General features: G+C 65.0%; 16 protein-coding genes and 1 pseudogene. 10 read left to right on the top strand and 7 right to left on the bottom strand.

The annotated features are described in order from the left end of the window. The first annotated feature begins 57 nt into the window (after positions 1–57). The 6 genes and pseudogenes from GC088_RS13725 to GC088_RS13700 all read left to right on the top strand — a co-directional run bounded on the left by GC088_RS13725 (position 58) and on the right by GC088_RS13700 (position 7,478). Positions 58–1,218, top strand: a complete 1,161-nt coding sequence (locus GC088_RS13725; RefSeq protein WP_323959551.1) for an alcohol dehydrogenase family protein — start codon at positions 58–60, stop codon at positions 1,216–1,218. A 16-nt stretch (positions 1,219–1,234) separates the two neighbouring features. Next, positions 1,235–2,359: a mandelate racemase/muconate lactonizing enzyme family protein gene (locus GC088_RS13720; protein WP_323959550.1), complete on the top strand. Its 1,125-nt coding sequence runs from the start codon at positions 1,235–1,237 to the stop codon at positions 2,357–2,359. Positions 2,360–2,483: 124 nt separating this feature from the next. Further along, on the top strand, positions 2,484–4,181 hold the full coding sequence (locus tag GC088_RS13715) for a dihydroxy-acid dehydratase (protein ID WP_323959549.1): 1,698 nt from the start codon (positions 2,484–2,486) through the stop codon (positions 4,179–4,181). Continuing rightward, positions 4,178–4,963, top strand: coding sequence for an SDR family NAD(P)-dependent oxidoreductase (locus GC088_RS13710; protein WP_323959548.1), 786 nt, complete (start codon positions 4,178–4,180; stop codon positions 4,961–4,963). Before GC088_RS13715 ends, GC088_RS13710 begins: the two co-directional genes overlap by 4 nt. A gap of 73 nt (positions 4,964–5,036) precedes the next feature. Next, positions 5,037–5,321, top strand: a complete 285-nt coding sequence (locus tag GC088_RS13705) for a CBU_0592 family membrane protein (RefSeq protein ID WP_323959547.1) — start codon at positions 5,037–5,039, stop codon at positions 5,319–5,321. Positions 5,322–5,502: 181 nt separating this feature from the next. Continuing rightward, positions 5,503–7,478 (top strand): annotated as a pseudogene (locus GC088_RS13700) (BCCT family transporter). Between the two features lie 94 nt (positions 7,479–7,572). Here the strand turns inward: GC088_RS13700 and GC088_RS13695 are convergent. The 3 genes from GC088_RS13695 to GC088_RS13685 form a co-directional block, all read right to left on the bottom strand. After that, positions 7,573–8,415 carry a PhzF family protein gene (locus GC088_RS13695; protein ID WP_323959546.1) on the bottom strand — a complete coding sequence of 281 codons (843 nt, stop codon included), beginning with the start codon at positions 8,413–8,415 and terminating at the stop codon, positions 7,573–7,575. A 78-nt stretch (positions 8,416–8,493) separates the two neighbouring features. Next, positions 8,494–9,888 carry an MFS transporter gene (locus tag GC088_RS13690; protein ID WP_323959545.1) on the bottom strand — a complete coding sequence of 465 codons (1,395 nt, stop codon included), beginning with the start codon at positions 9,886–9,888 and terminating at the stop codon, positions 8,494–8,496. Positions 9,889–9,974: 86 nt separating this feature from the next. Then, complete coding sequence (locus GC088_RS13685; protein WP_323959544.1) at positions 9,975–11,267, bottom strand: MFS transporter; 1,293 nt, start codon at positions 11,265–11,267, stop codon at positions 9,975–9,977. A 59-nt stretch (positions 11,268–11,326) separates the two neighbouring features. Here GC088_RS13685 and GC088_RS13680 point away from each other — a divergent pair, with 59 nt between their 5' ends. After that, the gene (locus GC088_RS13680; protein WP_323959543.1) at positions 11,327–11,890 is read left to right on the top strand and encodes a CGNR zinc finger domain-containing protein; all 564 of its coding nucleotides are present in this window, start codon (positions 11,327–11,329) and stop codon (positions 11,888–11,890) included. Next, on the top strand, positions 11,887–12,543 hold the full coding sequence (locus GC088_RS13675; protein WP_323959542.1) for a LysE family translocator: 657 nt from the start codon (positions 11,887–11,889) through the stop codon (positions 12,541–12,543). Before GC088_RS13680 ends, GC088_RS13675 begins: the two co-directional genes overlap by 4 nt. On the opposite strand, the gene GC088_RS13670 is transcribed toward GC088_RS13675, so the two are convergent. Further along, positions 12,476–13,138: a nucleoside/nucleotide kinase family protein gene (locus tag GC088_RS13670; protein ID WP_323959541.1), complete on the bottom strand. Its 663-nt coding sequence runs from the start codon at positions 13,136–13,138 to the stop codon at positions 12,476–12,478. The two genes, GC088_RS13675 and GC088_RS13670, sit on opposite strands and share 68 nt — an antisense overlap. Positions 13,139–13,420: 282 nt before the next feature. Between GC088_RS13670 and GC088_RS13665 the strand changes: the two genes are divergently transcribed. Next, the gene (locus GC088_RS13665) at positions 13,421–14,107 is read left to right on the top strand and encodes a DNA alkylation repair protein (RefSeq protein ID WP_323959540.1); all 687 of its coding nucleotides are present in this window, start codon (positions 13,421–13,423) and stop codon (positions 14,105–14,107) included. A 4-nt stretch (positions 14,108–14,111) separates the two neighbouring features. On the opposite strand, the gene GC088_RS13660 is transcribed toward GC088_RS13665, so the two are convergent. The 3 genes from GC088_RS13660 to GC088_RS13650 all read right to left on the bottom strand — a co-directional run bounded on the left by GC088_RS13660 (position 14,112) and on the right by GC088_RS13650 (position 17,087). After that, positions 14,112–15,062, bottom strand: coding sequence for a glycoside hydrolase family 43 protein (locus tag GC088_RS13660; RefSeq protein ID WP_323959539.1), 951 nt, complete (start codon positions 15,060–15,062; stop codon positions 14,112–14,114). A 225-nt stretch (positions 15,063–15,287) separates the two neighbouring features. Further along, on the bottom strand, positions 15,288–15,944 hold the full coding sequence (locus GC088_RS13655) for a maleylpyruvate isomerase family mycothiol-dependent enzyme (RefSeq protein WP_323959538.1): 657 nt from the start codon (positions 15,942–15,944) through the stop codon (positions 15,288–15,290). Between the two features lie 15 nt (positions 15,945–15,959). After that, complete coding sequence (locus GC088_RS13650) at positions 15,960–17,087, bottom strand: Ldh family oxidoreductase (protein WP_323959537.1); 1,128 nt, start codon at positions 17,085–17,087, stop codon at positions 15,960–15,962. Between the two features lie 123 nt (positions 17,088–17,210). On the opposite strand from GC088_RS13650, the gene GC088_RS13645 reads away from it, so the two are divergent. Beyond that, positions 17,211–17,474 (top strand): DoxX family protein, encoded by a 264-nt coding sequence (locus tag GC088_RS13645; protein ID WP_323959536.1) that lies wholly within the window; start codon positions 17,211–17,213, stop codon positions 17,472–17,474. Positions 17,475–17,610: the final 136 nt, after the last annotated feature.

Raw genomic sequence — 17,610 nt, 5'->3', positions numbered from 1 at the left:
GCGGACCTACCAGCGAACATCGTGGAAATCACCAGCGAACAAAGGAGTTCGATCAGGATGACCGGAGAAGTACTCACTGCAGCTCGCACTGAGGCGGGCGTTGACTTGCCCAAAACGATGGAAGCCGCAGTCCTCACGGGGCACGGCGGACTTGACAAGCTCGAATACCGCACCGACGTCGCCGTTCCCCGGCCGGGACAGGGCGAGGTACTCATCGAGGTGGGCGCCTCTGCCATCAACAACACCGACATCAACACCCGTATCGGCTGGTATTCCAAGGCAGTCTCCTCGGAAACCAACGCGGGCGGAGCCGCCGGTTTCGAGACAATCACCGACGATGACGCCGCGTGGTCCGGTCAGGCGCTCACCTTCCCGCGCATCCAGGGTGCTGATGTGTGCGGACGGATCGTCGCGGTCGGCGACGGCGTGTCTTCCGAGCGAATCGGCGAGCGGGTCCTGGTCCGCAACATGCTGCGCACCTACGTTGATTACCGTCCCTACGAGTGCTGGACCTTCGGCAGCGAGTGCGACGGCGGCTTCGCCCAGTTCACGGTAGCTCCTTCCCGCGAGACGCACGCCGTCAACAGCGACTGGAGCGACGCCGAACTGGCGGCCATACCGTGTGCCTACTCGACGGCCGAGAATATGCTGCACCGCGCCGGTGTGTGCACCGGTGAGCGCGTTGTAGTCACCGGTGCATCCGGGGGAGTAGGCCTTGCCGCGGTCCAGTTGGCCAAGCGCCGTGGCGCCGTCGTAATCGCAATCTGCTCACCTGAAAAGGCGGAGCAGGTCCTGGCCCAGGGCGCGGACCAGACCCTTGACCGAGGTGCGGACATTGTGGCTGCACTGGGGAAGAACTCGGTCGACGTCATCTGCGACATCGTGGGCGGGCCCAAGACCTCAACACTCCTGGATGTGCTGCGTTCCGGTGGCCGGTATGCAGTTGCCGGGGCCATCAACGGTCCCATTGCCGAGATCGACCTGCGCACCATCTACCTGAAGGACCTTACGCTCTTCGGCTGCACCTTCCAGGACGACGAGGTCTTTGAAAACCTTGTGCCCTACATCGAGGCGAATGAGATCCATCCCGTAGTCTCCAGGACCTACCCGTTGGCCGACATCGCAGTTGCACAGGAGGACTTCCTGTCGAAGAAGCACACCGGCAAACTTGTCCTCCTTCCTCCTGCTGCCGGAACAGCAGACTCCCGCAACGCCTAAGGGACGGAAATCCAGTATGAAGATCGAGCGCATTGAACTGTTCCAGGTAGACCTGCCCTACTCCGGCGGCCTCTACCACCTGTCCGGCGGCCGCACCTACGAATCCTTCGACGCGTCGATCGTCAAGATCACGGCAGATGACGGGACGGTGGGCTGGGGCGAAAGCACTCCCTTCGGCGCCACCTACGTGGCTGCGCACGCGCTGGGCGCGCGCGCGGGCATTGCCGAACTCGCCCCTGCGCTGCTTGGCCGCGACCCGCGCCAGGTTGACCGCAACTACGACCTGCTCGACGCCACCCTGGTTGGACACAACCACGCGAAGGCGCCGCTGGACATCGCCTGCTGGGACATCTTCGGCAAGTCCGTGGGTCTGCCTGTCTACGAACTGCTGGGCGGATCCACCGGCAAGCCGCTCACCATGATGTCCTCGATCCACACCGGGGAGCCCGAGGAAATGCGTGCGCGCGTCGCTGACCACCGGGCCCGCGGCTACCGCGGCCACTCAATCAAAATCGGCACTGCCGACAGCGACGGCGGCCCCGCCCTGGACGCCGAGAGGATCCGCGCGTGCCTGGCTGACCGCCAGCCGGGTGAATTCTTCTTCGCCGACGCCAATGGCGGAATGACTCCGGAAACCGTGCTTCGCATGCAGGCCATGCTGCCTGTCGGAGCCGACTTCGTGATCGAGGCTCCCTGTGCCACCCGCCGCGAGACGCTGTCACTACGGCAGCGGTGTCTCTACCCGATCATCCTCGATGAACTCATTCAGCAGGACGAAGACGTCATCTGGGCCATCGCCCAGGATGCTGCCGACGGTATCAACCTGAAGGTTTCGAAGTCCGGTGGCCTCACGCCCGGACGCCGGCAGCGGGACATCGCCCGGGCAGGTGGGCTCACTGTGAGCGTGCAGGACACCGTTGGTTCCGCGATCGCTTTCGCAGGGGTTGCCCATCTTGGCGCGACCGTTCCCGAAAAGCAGCTCCGCTGTGTCCTCAACACCGCTGACATGGTGACCCTTGAGACCGCGAAATTCGACTTCATTCGACGCGACGGCGGAATCCTTCCTCCGGAGCGTCCCGGTCTCGGTCTTGACGTCAATGAGGATGTCCTGGGCGATCCGGTAGCAGTATGGGGTAACTGAGTGGTTCAACCGGCCCGCTTGACCGGCTGGTAACGGGAACGGTCCGCGGTGTCTCCCCTCCACCTGGAGGGGAGACACTCTGCGCTGAAGAGATCAAACCGAATCGTGGAATCGAGGACGGAACGTGAACGGATCCGAGAATGAAATCGGCGTCGACCGCAAGCTAACGAGCTACGGTGACCCGGGCTTCAGCAAGTTTCTTCGGCGCGCCTTCCTGTCCTCGGCAGGTCTGGACGCTGAAGACCTCAAGCGACCGGTTGTCGGAATCGTCAATACCTCTTCGGACTACACAACCTGCCACCGGGACATGCCTCAGCTCATCGAGCATGTGAAGCGCGGTGTCCTTGAAGCGGGAGGGTTGCCCTTTGTCTTCCCCGTGATGTCCCTCGGGGAGATCCTCACCAACCCCACCACCATGCTTTTCCGCAACCTCATGGCCATGGAGCTCGAGGAGCAAATCAAGTCCCAGCCCATGGACTCGGTGGTGCTGCTGGGCGGCTGTGACAAAACCGTGCCCGCTGAGCTCATGGCGGCGGCCAGCGCCGACATTCCTGCCATCGCACTCGTTGTCGGCCCCATGTCCGTCGGGTCCTACAAGGGCGAGCGGCTGGGAGCCTGCACTGATTGCCGTCGAATGTGGACCGACTACCGTGGCGGGAAGATCGACGAGGCGGGTATCGGCGAGGTGAACCAGGAATTGGCTCCCACTGCGGGCACCTGCATGGTGATGGGAACCGCCTCCACAATGGCCTGCCTGGTCGAGGCCATGGGAATGTCCTTGCCCTACGCCGGCACCGCACCGGCGGTGTCGGCGCAGCGCCTACGGCTGGGCGTTGAAACCGGACGCCGCGCCGTCGAAATCGGACTGTCCGGCCGCCGCCCATCAGAGATCATGACCGAAGGCGCCTTCCGGAATGCCGTGACGGTTCTGTCTGCCATTTCCGGCTCCACCAACGCCGTCATCCACCTCACCGCCATCGCGCGGCGGCTCGGACTGAAGCTCTCCCTGGAGGACTTCCACGAAATTGCATCCAGTGTCCCCCTCCTTGTCGACTGCAAGCCGGCGGGCAGGAACTACCTGCCGGACATGCACCGCGACGGCGGCGTCCCGGCCTTGCTGAGGACCCTGGCGCCGATGCTGGACCTGAGCGTCACCACCGTCACGGGTGAAACCCTTGGCCAGGTGCTAGAGGCCCATACCGGTCCGGAGGACTGGCAGGACACCATCCGCACCCTTGATGACCCGCTCGGACCGGAAGGTACCCTTGTCACCCTGACCGGTTCCCTCGCTCCCGGGGGTGCGGTACTCAAGGCGGCGGCTGCATCCCCAGATCTGCTGGTCCATGAGGGGACCGCCTGCGTCTTCGACTCCCTGGAGGATGTCGAAGCGCGGCTGGACGATGAAAAGCTGGGACTCACACCCGACCACGTCCTGGTGATGCGGAACATCGGTCCCGTTGGTGCAGGGATGCCCGAAGCCGGTTCCATACCGATTCCCAAATACCTCGCAGCACAGGGTGTGCGCGACATGGTTCGTATCTCCGATGGGCGGATGAGCGGCACCGCCTACGGCACCATAGTCCTTCACTGTGCTCCGGAAGCCGCCCTGGGCGGACCCCTCGCTTTGGTGCGCGACGGCGACCGCATCCGTCTCGATGTACCCAACCGCACTGTGGACCTCCTGGTCGACGAGGAAGAACTGGAGCGCCGGCGGGCCGACCTTGTTCCCCGCCCGCTTCCGGAACGCGGTTGGAGCAGGCTCTATGCATCTACCGTCGTCCAGGCCTCCGAAGGCGCCGACCTTGATTTCCTCCAATCATGAGCTTGGACCGTGAGGAGGGCGTGAGGGAGCTTGACGGGAAAGTAGCCCTGATTACCGGTGGTGGGCGGGGCATCGGGAGGGGTGTCGTCGACCGGTTCCTGGAGGAAGGCGCACAGGTGGCGATTGTCCAGCGCCAGAAACTTGAGCCGGTGCTTTCCGGACACCCCCTCGTTCTGGGTATCACCGCCGACATCGCTGACCCTCAAGCCATCACCGAAGCAGTGGAGCATACCGTTGGGCACTTCGGCGGCATCGACATTCTCGTCAACAACGCCGGGATGATGTTCGAGCGCAGCATCGAGGAGATCCGGCTCGAGGAGTGGGACCGCATGATGGCAGTGAACCTCCGCGCCCCGTTGTTGCTGACCCAGGCGGTCCTGCCGCACATGCGACGGCGCGGGGGCGGAAGCATCATCAACATCGGTTCGATCGAAGGTCTTGCCGCCAACCCGCAGCATGCCGCGTACTGTGCGTCCAAGGCAGGAATCCACGGGATGACACGGGCGGTTGCACTGGATCTCGGTGAGGCGGGCATCCGCTGCAACGCCATCGCGCCGGGGTGGATAGCCTCCGATTTGAGCGATGACTATCTCGCGTCCCAGCCTGATCCGGATGCTGCCCGGGAGGCGCTCAACAGGCTCCATCCCGTCGGCCGATTGGGCCTGCCGCTGGATGTCGGAAATCTGGCCGTCTTCCTGGCGAGTGACCGCTCAGGCTTCCTGACCGGGGAAGTGATAGTGCTCGACGGCGGCAGAACCGCCCGGCTACCCCTTCCGTTTTAGGGAGGCAGTTTTGGGTGCTTCTGCCGGAGCGCCTGCATTCCGAGTTCGTCGTTGATGGGAAAGTGGGGGACCGATGGCTGTCTTGGCTGACATCGCCGGCTGGCTTGGTGCGGTGCTGGTGCTGGGCGGATATGCCGCATTCTCGCTGGGCTGGATCAGGAACGGAGTGCTGTTCCAGAGTTGCAATCTGTTCGGTTCGGCCGGACTTATCGTGAACGCGTTCCACAACGAAGCCTGGGCCTTCGTGTTGCTGAACGGCGTATGGGTCTCCATTGCGGTAGCGGCCTTGGCGCGGCTTGCCCGCGCTAAGGCGGCACCAGCCATGCCCACGGCGCCGGCGCCGACGCAAGTCAAGTAACGCCCACTCGGCTTGCTGCGTTCAATAGATGAACGCTACGTACAAAATTTTGTAAAACACTTGTATTGGTTTGTGATCTAGCCCACAATGAACAGTACGTTCAATTTGCGACTAGGCCATTACCGGCTGATGGGGAGGACGAAGGCGTTCTCTCTTGTTTCCAAGAGTCGAAAGAGATTTCATGAGCACTGGATACATTCCAACCGACGCAGAGGTTTCTGCGGAAATCGACGCAGAGCTTTCAGAGGTGACCGGGGCGCCGCCGGTTGACTGCACTGACCATCTGCATCATGCCGAAGCTGAAGAGGCGAAAATCCTCACCGAACTCAAGGACGGCGTGGAGTCCCGACGTCGAACCTGCGGTGGGGCCTGCGAGGCCTCGACAAGACCATCTTCGCCGTCACAGGTGCCCTGGTTCTCGCGTTCGTTGTCTGGGGATTCGCGGACACGGAAAGCCTGTCGACCGTATCCCAGGGCGCGCTGAACTGGGTGCTGGCAAGCACGGGGTGGATCTTCGTCCTGCTGGGCAGCCTGTTCCTTCTGTTCGTGATCTGGGTAGCGGCAGGGCGGTTCGGGCACATCCCGCTGGGCAGGGACGGCGAACGCCCCGAGTTCCGCACCTCATCCTGGATCGCCATGATGTTTGCGTGCGGAATGGGCATCGGGCTCATGTTCTACGGTGTAGCCGAGCCGCTGTACCACTACATTTCCCCACCGCCGGCTACGGCCGATGGGCAGACGCCTGAAGCAGTGGAAACCGCAATGGCCACCACCATGTTCCACTGGACGCTGCATCCCTGGGCCATTTACGCAGTAGTAGGTTTAGCGATCGGCTACAGCACGTTCCGCATGGGGCGTAAGAACCTGATCTCGGAAGCCTTTGTGTCCCTGTTCGGGCGCAAGGCAATGAATGGCGTCGGTGGAAAGTTCATCAACATCCTGGCGATCTTCTCCACGCTCTTCGGATCCGCAACGTCACTGGGCATCGGAGCCATGCAGATCGGAAGCGGCCTGCAGTTCAACGGAGTGGTTGGCGAGGTCAGCACCTGGCTGCTCGTTGCGATCATTGCGGTGCTGACGGTCTGCTTTGTTGCCTCGGCCGTCTCCGGCCTGGAGCGGGGTATCCAGTACCTCGCCAACACCAACATGCTGCTCGCCATTGTGCTCGCGATCGTGGTGTTCGTGGTCGGCCCCACGCTGTTCATCCTCAACCTGATTCCGACGGCGCTGGGAGCCTTTGCCGAGCAGTTCCCCTCAATGGCTGCCCGTACTGAGGCATCCGGAGACGAAGCCATGCGTCAGTGGCTGTCCGGCTGGACTGTCTTCTACTGGGCTTGGTGGATTTCCTGGACGCCCTTCGTCGGCATGTTCGTCGCTCGTATCTCCCGCGGACGCACCATTCGTCAGTTCATCACCGGGGTTCTGGTAGTTCCCTCCCTGGTCTCGGTGATCTGGTTCGCGATCTTTGGTGGAACAGCTATCGACATCCAGCGTCAGGCTGATGCCACCAGCGACCCCTCCGACGGCATCGCACAGATCGTGGACGGCGTTCCCACCATCTCGTTCGACGGCGCGCTCTTCGCGATGTTCAACAACCTCAACGTTCCGCAGGTGGTCACGATCGGGTTGGCCGTCCTTGCGATGGTGCTCACGTCCATCTTCTTCATCACGGGAGCAGACTCGGCGTCAATCATCATGGGCTCCATGAGTTCACGGGGCACGCTCGAACCCTCCAGGCCCGTGGTGGTGTTCTGGGGCACGCTGATCGGAGCCGTCGCTGCCGTGATGCTGCTCGCAGGCGGAGACACTCCGGCTGAAGCGCTGAGTGGCGTGCAGCGGATAACCATCGTTGCGGCCCTGCCCATCGTGCTGATGATGCTGGGCATGGTCATCGCACTCATCAAGGATCTCTACAAGGATCCCGCTTACCTTCGCCAGCGGCTGTCGGAGTCGGTGATCCGCCGCTCGATCCGCGCTGCCGTGGACGAGCATGGGCACCAGAAGTTCACGCTGGCCACCCGGGAAAGCACTGAACCGTACACCGCTGAGATGCGGGCGATTGATGCGACGGGCGCTGGACAGCCCATCTATGCCGGGCCCGACGGCAAGCCCGATCGTCAGGGCAGGCGCCGCAAGGATGAGGGCACCGCCCAGTAGTCCTGGATTATTCCCTCAACCGAATAACCAGAGAGTAAGCAGAATGGCCCCTCGCGTGGGGGCCATTCTGCTTTATTCAGGCCAGATGGCTGCCTCAGATAACAGCTGTTCCGCGGAAGCAGGTGGTGGTGGCGCCGCCCACCCAGACGCCGCCGTCGTCGTCGGCGGTCACCGAAATGTCGCCCGCCCTGCCCAGCCTTGTCCCCTGCGAGACGCGGTAGCTGCCGGCCACCGCGCCGGAACCGGTGAGCCACTGGCCTACCGAAGCGTTCATGCTTCCGCACACGGGATCCTCCGAAATGCCGACGCCGGGCGCGAAGGTGCGCATTTCGAAAGCGTAGGGTGAACCCTCCGGGTGGGCGCCGATGGCGCCGATCATCGCCGTCGGAATCTGCGAAAGGTCCGGTTCGAGGTCCAGCACCTCCTGCGCAGTGGCCAGGCGGATGACCGCCCAACCCGGCCCGTTGTCCACCCACTGGTGGGAAAGGACCTGGCCGGACTCAATACCGAAGGCCGAGACGATCTGCTGCAGGTAGCCGTCCTCAAGTTCGCCCGTGCGCTGCGTGGCGGGAGCAGCGAAGGACAGGGTTCCGTTGCCGCGCTTCACCTCGATGAGGCCGGCGGCGCACTCCTGGATGATGCGGTCGGAGCGCTGGGGGATGCCGCCGTCGTCGAGCCACGCATGCGCCGAGCCCAGCGTCGGATGGCCGGCGAAGGGCAGCTCACCGCCCGGAGTGAAGATGCGGACCCGGTAGTCGGCGTCGGGATGGCCGGGCGGCAGGAGGAAGGTGGTCTCGGAGAGGTTGGTCCAGCGGGCGACGCGCTGCATGGCGTCGTCACTCAGTCCGGTGCCGTCCAGGACGACGGCGACCGGGTTGCCCAGGTAGGGGGTGCGGGAGAAGACGTCGACCTGTGCGAACGGGCGGGGAGAAGTCATGGGACAGAGTCTGTCAGAACGTGGGCGCCAACGGCACAAGGCAGCGGGCACTAGGCAGCGGGCACTAGGCGGCGGGCACTAGGCGGCGGGTGCGGTCTCGGCGGCTGCCTCCGCATACGACGCTGACACCCGTTTGTAGACCGGCGTCAGGAATGCCAGCAACGCCGCCGCGATGATGACGATTCCCGCGACCAGGAACACCAGCCCGATGCCCCGGGAGGTGCCCTCGCCGAGCAGCGGGGCAAGCTGGGCGGCGCCTTCGGTGGATCTGGCGTAGGGGATGATCCAGAACTGTGCGATGGGGGCAATCAGGAACGCGGTGATGGGAGCGGCGGCCGACTCGAACGCCATGGCCAGCCCGAACACCCGTCCCTGGCGGGGCAGCGGCACCACCCGCTGGATGACCGTCTGCTCCGCGGCCTCGATGAAGGGGATCAGCACCAGGTACAGCCAGATTCCGGCTATATAGAGCCACGCCCATTCCCGGATCGTGAAGACCGCGCCGATGATTCCCATGACGACGACGGCAAGCAACATGGTGCGCAACGGATTGGGCCCGAGGCCGAACTTTCCGATGAGGGCGCCGCCCGCGATGAATCCGGTGGAGCCGAGCGCGAATAACGTTCCCCACATTTCCGCTGAGAACATCTCAAGTCCGTACGGGTCCATCAGCGCCATGTACACGCCGCCCACGAAGTTGTTGAACGTAGAGAACATGATCAGCGCGAACAGGCCGGAGATGGCCATGACGGCGGCGTAGGAACCGCGCAGGTCGAAGCCGCCGTGCGCATCGGAGGCGGCCGCGCGGATCTCCTCGGGCAGGCGCAGCGTGAGCAGGTGCACGAACGCCAGTGCCGTCAGCACAAGCGCGACGACGATCGTCCAGCCCATGCCGAGCAGCCCCACGGACAGCCCGGACAGGACCGAGGTGATGATGAACATAATGCCCTGGACCATCCCCACCAATCCGTTGGCATTCGCCCGTCGGTCCGGTTCGATCAGGATGGTGACCGTCGTGGAGAGGGCAATGTTGCGCATGTTCTCCACGACCGCGCCGATCAGGATGATCACCGTGAACACCCAGAACCACGGCTGGGTCAGGTCCAGCAGGTTCTCCAGCGGCGTGAGCAGGTACAGAACGCCGGAAATCATGAACATCACCAGGGTGAAGCCGCCGGCGAAGCGCATCACGGAGAGCTTGCGGTAGCGGTCCACGAAGGTTCCGAAGCTGACGCTCGAGAGGGCGATCAGCAGCATGTAGGCACCGCCGATCACGCCCGTTGCTATCACGTTCCGGGTCTCCAGGTAGGCCCAGAAGGTCAGGGCGAACCACAGGTAACTGGTGGTGATGTTGGCAACGGCGGTGTTCACCAGGATTCCCATGAAGGTGCGGAAGCGCTCCGCCGGACTTCGCAGGGAGGTGTCGATTTCGCCGTCAATGAGCTCTGGGGATTCGGGATCCTGCCCGGTCATGCGCCCCAGTGTACTCCCGGCTGCACTCGCCGTACCGGGTGGGTGCTAGTAGCTCCCGGAGGCCCCGCCGCCGGGCGATAGTTCCGTCAGAAGGATGACTTTGCCGCGGCCGGGAGGCGCAGGAGGGCCAGGGCGGCCGCGATCACCAGGACGGCGGCGATCATGCTCACCCCGGGGTAGCCGGTGAGTCCCATGACCGGTCCGGCCGCGGCGCTGCCCACGGCTCCGGCAAGCGACATGGTGGCGTCGGAGAAGCCCTGCGCCGGCACCCGGTCCGGGACCGGAAGGGAGGAAACCAGCAGGGTTGAGCCGGCGACGGTCGCCGCCGACCAGCCCAGCCCCAGAAGGATTAGTCCAGCGGTGACCGCAGCCATGTTTCCGGCGAAGGGCCCGGTGAGCGCCATGGCGAGCACCAGCACAACCATGCCCGCAAGCACCATGCGGGCAGCACCGATCCGGTCGGTGAGCCAGCCCATCACCGGCGACAGCGCGTACATGCCTGCAATGTGCAGGGAGATCGTGAACCCGATGAGGGCTATCGTGTCGGGGCGACCCGCGGCCTCACCCGCGTGATGCTGCATATGCAGCGGAGTCATGGACATCACTGCGACCATCACAGCGTGGGCTGCTACGACGGCGATCACCGCACCGAGCGCCGTCGGATGCTTGCGTACGATTCGCCAGCCGGCCCGCCAGGATCCGTTCCGGTCCGCTCCGGAAGCCGGCGTGCCGCTGGGGGCGGGGCTGTCACCGTCGAGCTCGCGTCGGGTGAGCAGCGGGTCAGGTCGGAGGAAGAGGGCCACGATCAGTGCGCCGACCACCATCCCCGCCGCGGAAATAAGGAACGGGCCCGCCTGCGCGGGGATGCCGATCCAACCGGCAAGGACCGCGCCCGGTCCCACCATGTTGGGCCCGGCTACCGCGCCGACGGTGATGGCCCAGACCACCAGGGAGAGGTCACGTCCGCGGTGCTCGGGCTGGGCGAGGTCGGTGACGGCGAAGCGGGCCTGCAGGTTCACCGCGGAGGCGATGCCCACCAGGAACGACCCGGCCAGAAGCATCGCGAACAGCCCGGTCACCACAGCGCCCACCATCAGGAAGGTTCCGACGACGGCGGCAGCAAGACCCGTTGTCAACGCAACCCGGCGTCCCCTCGCCACCGCGAGCTGGGAGAGCGGAATGGCAGTGAACGCCGTCCCGAGGGTCAGCGCGGTGTTGACCGCACCTGCCCAGGCCTCCGAACCGGACAGGTCCACGGCAAGGATCGAACCCAGGGCAAGGGTGGACCCGTTGCCCAGGCCGGAGAAGACCTGCGCTACGGAAAGAGTCCGCACGGTGCGGGTTTGTACTGCACGGTTTACGGGCACAACGGTATTCATAGCGGTTGGAGGACTCCTGGGGAAGCAGTGGGATGCACTTACTGTGCTGTCATTGGTTTATGCAGTTCAACCATGACAACATCACGGGCGCCTGGCTGGCCGAGGAACTGGTCAATCTGATGGAACAGGACCGAAGGAAAGCAAGCGATGTCGAATCGCTGCTGGAACGGTTCCTGTTCAGCGGGCTCAGTCTCGGCGCCTCAGACGTTCGTGACCTGGAGGACTGGGCGCGCCAGCTCCGGACAGCGTTCGAGGGGCCGGATGTGGAGCAGCGCTGCAACGCGGTCAACCGCCTGCTGGACCGGGGAGTTCGACGGGTCTACCTGAGCTCCCATGACGGAATGCGTCCGCACATGCACTTCGCCGATGCGGGGGAAAGCGTTGTTGACCGGGTGCGCGCAATGACGGCGGGCGGCCTGGCGGTGTTCCTGTCGGAAGCGGGCGGACACCGGATGGGTGCCTGCGCCGAGAGCAACTGCCGTCGGGTCTTCGTGGACACCAGTCGTGCCGGCCGCCGAGCCTACTGCTCAGCTCGCTGCGGCAACAAGGACGCAGTCCAGCGATATAGGGACCGCACCTCCCAGCGGAAGGCATCTCCTCCATCTCCTACCCTTAATCGGTGACCGTTCTCGATGCCGTCCTGGCGTTCGCTGTTGTTGCCGGCCTGCTGACCCTGGTACCCGGGCTCGATACCGCCCTGGTTCTGCGATCCGCACTCACCCGCACCCGGTCCTACGCGTGGGCCACCGCGCTCGGTGTGGCCACCGGCGCCATGACGTGGGGCGTTGCTGCTGCTGTGGGCATTTCGGCGCTGCTGGCCGCTTCCGAGATGGCGTACCGCGTCCTGACCATGGCGGGCGCCGCCTACATGATCTGGCTTGGCGCCTCGATGATCTGGAAGTCCTTCCGCCGTGGGAGTCTGCAGCATGGTCCAGCCGGTGTCGCAGCGCCGGCAGCAACCGGTTCTTCGTGGCAGGGGTGGCTCATCGGAGCCGGGACAAACCTGCTCAATCCGAAAGTGGGCGTCTTCTACATAGCCACCATCCCGCAGTTTCTGCCGGATGGGAGTGCGCCACTGCTGATGGGGGCCGTGCTCGCCGGCGTGCATTGCGTGCTGACCATGGCATGGTTCGCAGCGCTGATCGTTGGCGGCGGCTATGCACGACGATGGCTGTCCAACCCCAGGTCGCTGGCGGTCATCGACCGGCTTACCGGACTGGTACTGGTTGGTTTCGGCGGGAAGCTGCTTGGGGACGGCCTGCCGTCGCGGGCCTGAGCTGCTCCTCCACCTGGTCCAGGACGCTGAGTAGAGGGCCGTCCGCGTTGATCCGATTGAAGCGGGCGAAGTCCGGCAGGCTGAGGTATCCGTCCCGGTAGGCGCTGAGGTGAGCGAGTGTTTCGCTGTCAGTACCGCGCCTCGCAATCCTTCGGTGTGCTTCCTCAACGCTGACGTCCAGGAACAGCGCAACGTCAGGTGCTGGCAGCAATCGTTTCAGCACGGCAAGAAAGCGCGCCGGAGGCAGACCGCGTGCTGCCCGCAGCGCCTGCTGGCAGGACAGGTCCCGGTCCATGATCACAACCCCGTCGAAAAAACGCGCCCGCAGCTGGTTCAGCACCACGTTGAACAGGCGGATGGTGGACTCCACCGCATCCAGCGTCCGCGGTGAAAGGGTGAGGCCGAGCCGTTCTGTCCAGCCCTTGATCAAGCGACGCCCGGAGTAGTTGGCGAGCACGAGCGTGGGCACCTCCGGTGCCAGCAGGTTGCCGAGCGCACGGGCCACAGTGGTTTTGCCCGAGCCGTCAATGCCCGTCAGTACGACGACGGTGCTGCGGCGGGCGCGCCTGTCACCGGGGGAGGCGGAGGATGTCATACCTCTGTTCTACGCGAGCGAACTATGGCGACTCTTGGCTTTGGCTGTACGCGAGCTGTGAACGGGCGGTCTGGGTCTAAACTTCTGCGCCTCCTGGCCGGCCCGCATTGCCCAGGTTGTCGTATGTGGGATCCCGCTCCTGCGGCGTGTTGCGAGGCGACACGGGGTTTGGGCTTCAGAAACCGGGCAAACCGGTCCGCGAAGGACTCGGCCTCGCCCGGTTCTGTCTCGAAGTCGCGGCTCGTAAGCTGGGATCCGGACACGACGACGGGGGCTTTCAACATGGCAGGTGCAGCGGTCACCGAGACCTCAGTGGACGAGGTGCTGGCCGAACTGGCCGCCCTCGAGGATCCCCGGATCCGTGAGGTGAACCAAAAGCACGGTGACGACCACGGCGTGAACCTCACCAAACTCCGGGCAGTAGCCAAGCGACTGAAGAACCAGCATGCGCTGGCTCGGAAGCTGTGGATCACCGGGGACTCGGCTGCGCGGTTGTTGGCACTCCTGATCTGCCGGCCGAAGGAGTTCACCCAAAACGAACTCGATGCCATGTTGAGGGACTCCCGCACGCCGAAGGTGCAGGACTGGCTGGTGGGATACGTGGTGAAGAAGTCGCCGCACGCCGAGGACCTGCGCCGGTCTTGGTTCGACGACGCAGATCCCATGGTGGCCAGTGCCGGTTGGGCCCTGACCAGCGAACGCGTGGTCAAGAAGCCCGAGGGCCTGGACCTGAAAGGGCTGCTCGACATCATCGAAGCGCAGATGAAGGGCGCGCCGGAGCGGCTGCAGTGGGCCATGAACACGTGCCTGGCGCAGATCGGCATCGAGCACGCCGAATATCGCGTACGCGCCCTAAAGATCGGTGCACGGCTCGAGGTACTCAAGGATTACCCCACGCCGCCGGGATGCACGTCCCCCTACGCACCCATCTGGATCGGCGAGATGGTGCGCCGCCAGAGCGCGAAGTAGAGGCTCAGCACCAGCGGGCGGTGAGCCGCCTGTGTTCCTCTGCGGTGATGGCAAGCAACGAACCGTGCCGCGCACGAGGCGGCAGGACGGCGTCGTGCACGTGCTTCCAGGTGCGCAGATCCGGGTCGGCGGCTTCAAACAGGTGGTAGCCGCTGAGGCCGAACTCGTCGATCAGCAGCAGCGGCGCTGAACCGTCGGGAGGAAGCACGACGGCGGGACCCTCGCCCTGCCGGATGTCGCCTTTGCCGACGGCTATGACCCACGGCTCGAAGTTCGGGTCGAGGAGGCTGCGGCCGCGCTCGATGAAGACGTGGGCCTCGTCCTCGGGGCTCTCAGCGGGGCGGGAGGTGGCCGAGAAGCGGTAGCGCCATTCGCCGACCTGCAGGAACGTCACGTCGATGACAGATCTGCCCAGGTCGAGGTACAGCACCGGGGCGGTGAAGCTGGAGAAGTCAGTGGTCTCGGCGACGAACATGCGCTGGTAGCCCCCGCCCACCTCGGCCGTGTTCGGAAGTGAGGACGCGAAGAAGACCAGCCAGGCGTCCCGCTCGTCGGACCAGAAAGCCTTCGGTGCCCATGCGTTGCCCGCGTTCTCCCAGGCGATGGGAACCAGGCGCGGCCCGGACCACGTGATTAGGTCATCGGACTCCCACACCAGGATCGAACGGCTGCCGCGGTGCTCGGCCCGGTCCCAGTCGCCGTCCGCGGCAACCCGCAGGTCGGTCGCTAGGACCACGAACCTGTCACGCCGGTGGTCTCGCAGAATGAACGGGTCGCGGGCGCCGCGCTCGCCGACGTCGCTGACGAGAACCGGGTTGCCGCCGTTGAGGGGCGTCCAGCTCTTCGCGTCGGGGCCTGCGTTCACGGCGAAGCGGACCTGTTCGCCGTCCGCTTCTGTTTCGGGCGTGAAGTAGGCGAAGAGCCAGTGCTGGGACGCGGCGTCGTCGTCGTTCAAGCGGGCGGCAGGGGCGGGAGTCCTGTCTTCATTATGCCGGGAAGCGCTTTCCCGGCCCTCGTAGTTCTGGGGCGCGTGCCGAATTGCCCGGGTTCTTCGGCGCTACGGTCTGCGAAAGCGGCGTGTCGCGGCCTGACACGCTGGTTCGGTCGCAGAAGGCGGGCGAATTGGCCCGGCCACGGCGGCCGAGCAAGCCGCCAAGCCATGCCGACGACGACGGCGCACTCACCTGCCGGCCTCCGGCTGAGGAGCACAGGCGGTGACGAAGCGGGCAGCACCGCTGCCCCGGAACCGGTCGCCGTCGACCTGCCGCCCGGACACGGCGAGGAGAAGGTCAAGAGCCGGACCGGCGACGTCGTTCCCGTTCCCCCACGCCGCACCGGACGCGCTGTCCATCAGCCGGAAGCCTGCCGCCCGCTCGCGCCCTCCGCCGAAGGAGACAGGTGTGCGCAGCTGGTACCTAAGGGCCCGGGTGACCGCACTGTCTGGGTGGTGCCCGGGAATGCCCAGCGGACGGCGGATGTCCTCGCCGTGGACCACCGCCTCCACCAACCGGGTAGCGAGGTTGGCCGGGGGAGTGCGGGTGAGGCTCATCGCGTCCTGGAGCGCGGCAAGTGTGTCCTGCGGGTCTGCCTGCTTAGTCCGCACGATGCCGAGGTCGTTAGCGCGGTCGAAGTTCCCACGCGCGGCAATCATGTCGTGGACGAAGGAGAGCCGGCTGGTGCGTGCGGTGTCGACCAGGTGCGCGACGACGTCGTGCACGTCCCAGCCCGGGCAGAGCGAAGGCCGGCTCCACTGCTCCGGGGTGAGGGCCGACAGGTCCTCAACGAGGCGACGGCGTTCGGCATGGACCAGTGACCAGATTTCTGCTGAGTCCCCCATGCCCACAAAGCTACGTCATGGGCCGAGCAGGAAGTCAGCCCCGTTCTTCGAGCAGATCTCCCTGAGTTGGGACAGGAGTGCATCGCTGAGGGGGATTCCGGTCTGCACCCGCTCCGCCCGGGTCTGCCGCTCAATATCTCCGGGCACCAGGACGGGTCGATCGGGGGAGGCCGGCGGTTCTGCCCGCAGCGTATCGAGGATCTGCGAAACGGACTGTGCAAATTGCGCCGGCTCGCCGAAGGAGGCCGGATTGATGGCGAGGCAGAAGTGTCCGATGTTGTCGGCGTCGTCCGCGTCCTTTAGCGGCGCGAACGCGGCGCCGGCCAGTGCGCCCGCGAGGATCTGCACCATCAGCGCCAGCCCGAAGCCCTTGTGGCTGGCCAGCGGCTCGGTGCCGCCGAGGGGAGTGAGGCCGCCGTGTTCCTCGTTCCGCAGGTAGGAGTAGGCGAGGGCGGAGTCCGTCACCGGTTCGCCGTGCTCGTCGACCGCCCAGCCGGCGGGTAGGTCCTGCCCCAGGTAGTCGTACACCTTGACTTTGTTAACGGCCACCGTGCTTGTCGACATGTCCAGGACAAACGGCGCGTCGGGGTCGCTGCTCGGTGCCGCGAAAGCCAGGGGATTGGTGCCGAGCAGCGGCCTGGTGCCGCGGGTGGGAACCACCGCCTTGGTGCGCGTGGTGGTGGTGACCAGCCCGATCAGACCCGCATCCGCCGCTATCCGGGCGTAGTAGCCGGCCGCGCCGAAGTGGAGGGACCGGCGCACCACCACCACTCCGACGCCGCTCTCCCGAGCCTTCCAGATAGCCAGTTCCATGGCGCTCACCATGGTGGGATGGCCCAGGCTGTTTCCACCGTCGACGACGGCGGTGGCGCCCGTCCTCATGGTCACTTCCGGCTCGGTGCGGGTGTCCAGTTTGCCCTGATCGATGAGCCGCTGGTAGCTGGGCAGCATTGAGATGCCGTGCGAATCGACGCCGGAAAGGTCCGTTTCAACCATGACCTCCGCCGTCGTTTTCGCCTTGTCCTCGGGCAACCCCCACGCATTAAGGATTGCGAGGATCTGTGCTCGCACGGTGTCTGCCGGGTAGAGGGTCATGAGGTGCCTTTCGTCGTCGAACGGGTCTTTTTCATTCAAGCGGGTCATCCCGGCGCAGTCGATGGGGTCAGCCGCCGATCCTTGCCTCCAGCCGGGATCAGCTCTAGCGTCTACCTCACCGTGACGCTCGGGCCGCGGCCTCATTCGTGATCGGTTGGAAGAAGTAGGGCCATGGAGATCGTGCTGTGGATTGTTGGGGGGCTGCTGGCCGCGGTATTTCTTGCCGCCGGGCTCATGAAGATCACGCAACCGAAGGGCAAGCTCGAAAGCTCACAGGGTTGGGTAGAGGACTTCAGTCCCGGCGCGGTCAAGGCGATCGGCGTCGTCGAAGTGCTCGGTGCGCTCGGCTTGATCCTGCCGGCGGTGACGGGGATTGCGCCCATCCTGGTTCCGGTGGCGGCCACGGGGCTTGCCCTGTTGATGGTGGTGCAATGATCACGCACCTGCGGCGGGGTGAGAAGCAGATGGTTGTGGGGAATGTTGTCCTAGCAGCGCTCGCAGTGTTCGTGGCGCTCGGGCGGTCCGGGGCGTGGGCGTTCTAGCGGCACGAGTGTCAAAGCTGCTCTGAAGT

The sequence above is a fragment of the Arthrobacter sp. JZ12 genome, from assembly GCF_035189165.1.
GTDB lineage: Bacteria > Actinomycetota > Actinomycetes > Actinomycetales > Micrococcaceae > Arthrobacter_D.
Note: the sequence above shows the minus strand (reverse complement) of the source record. Positions and strands in the feature narration are given on the sequence as shown.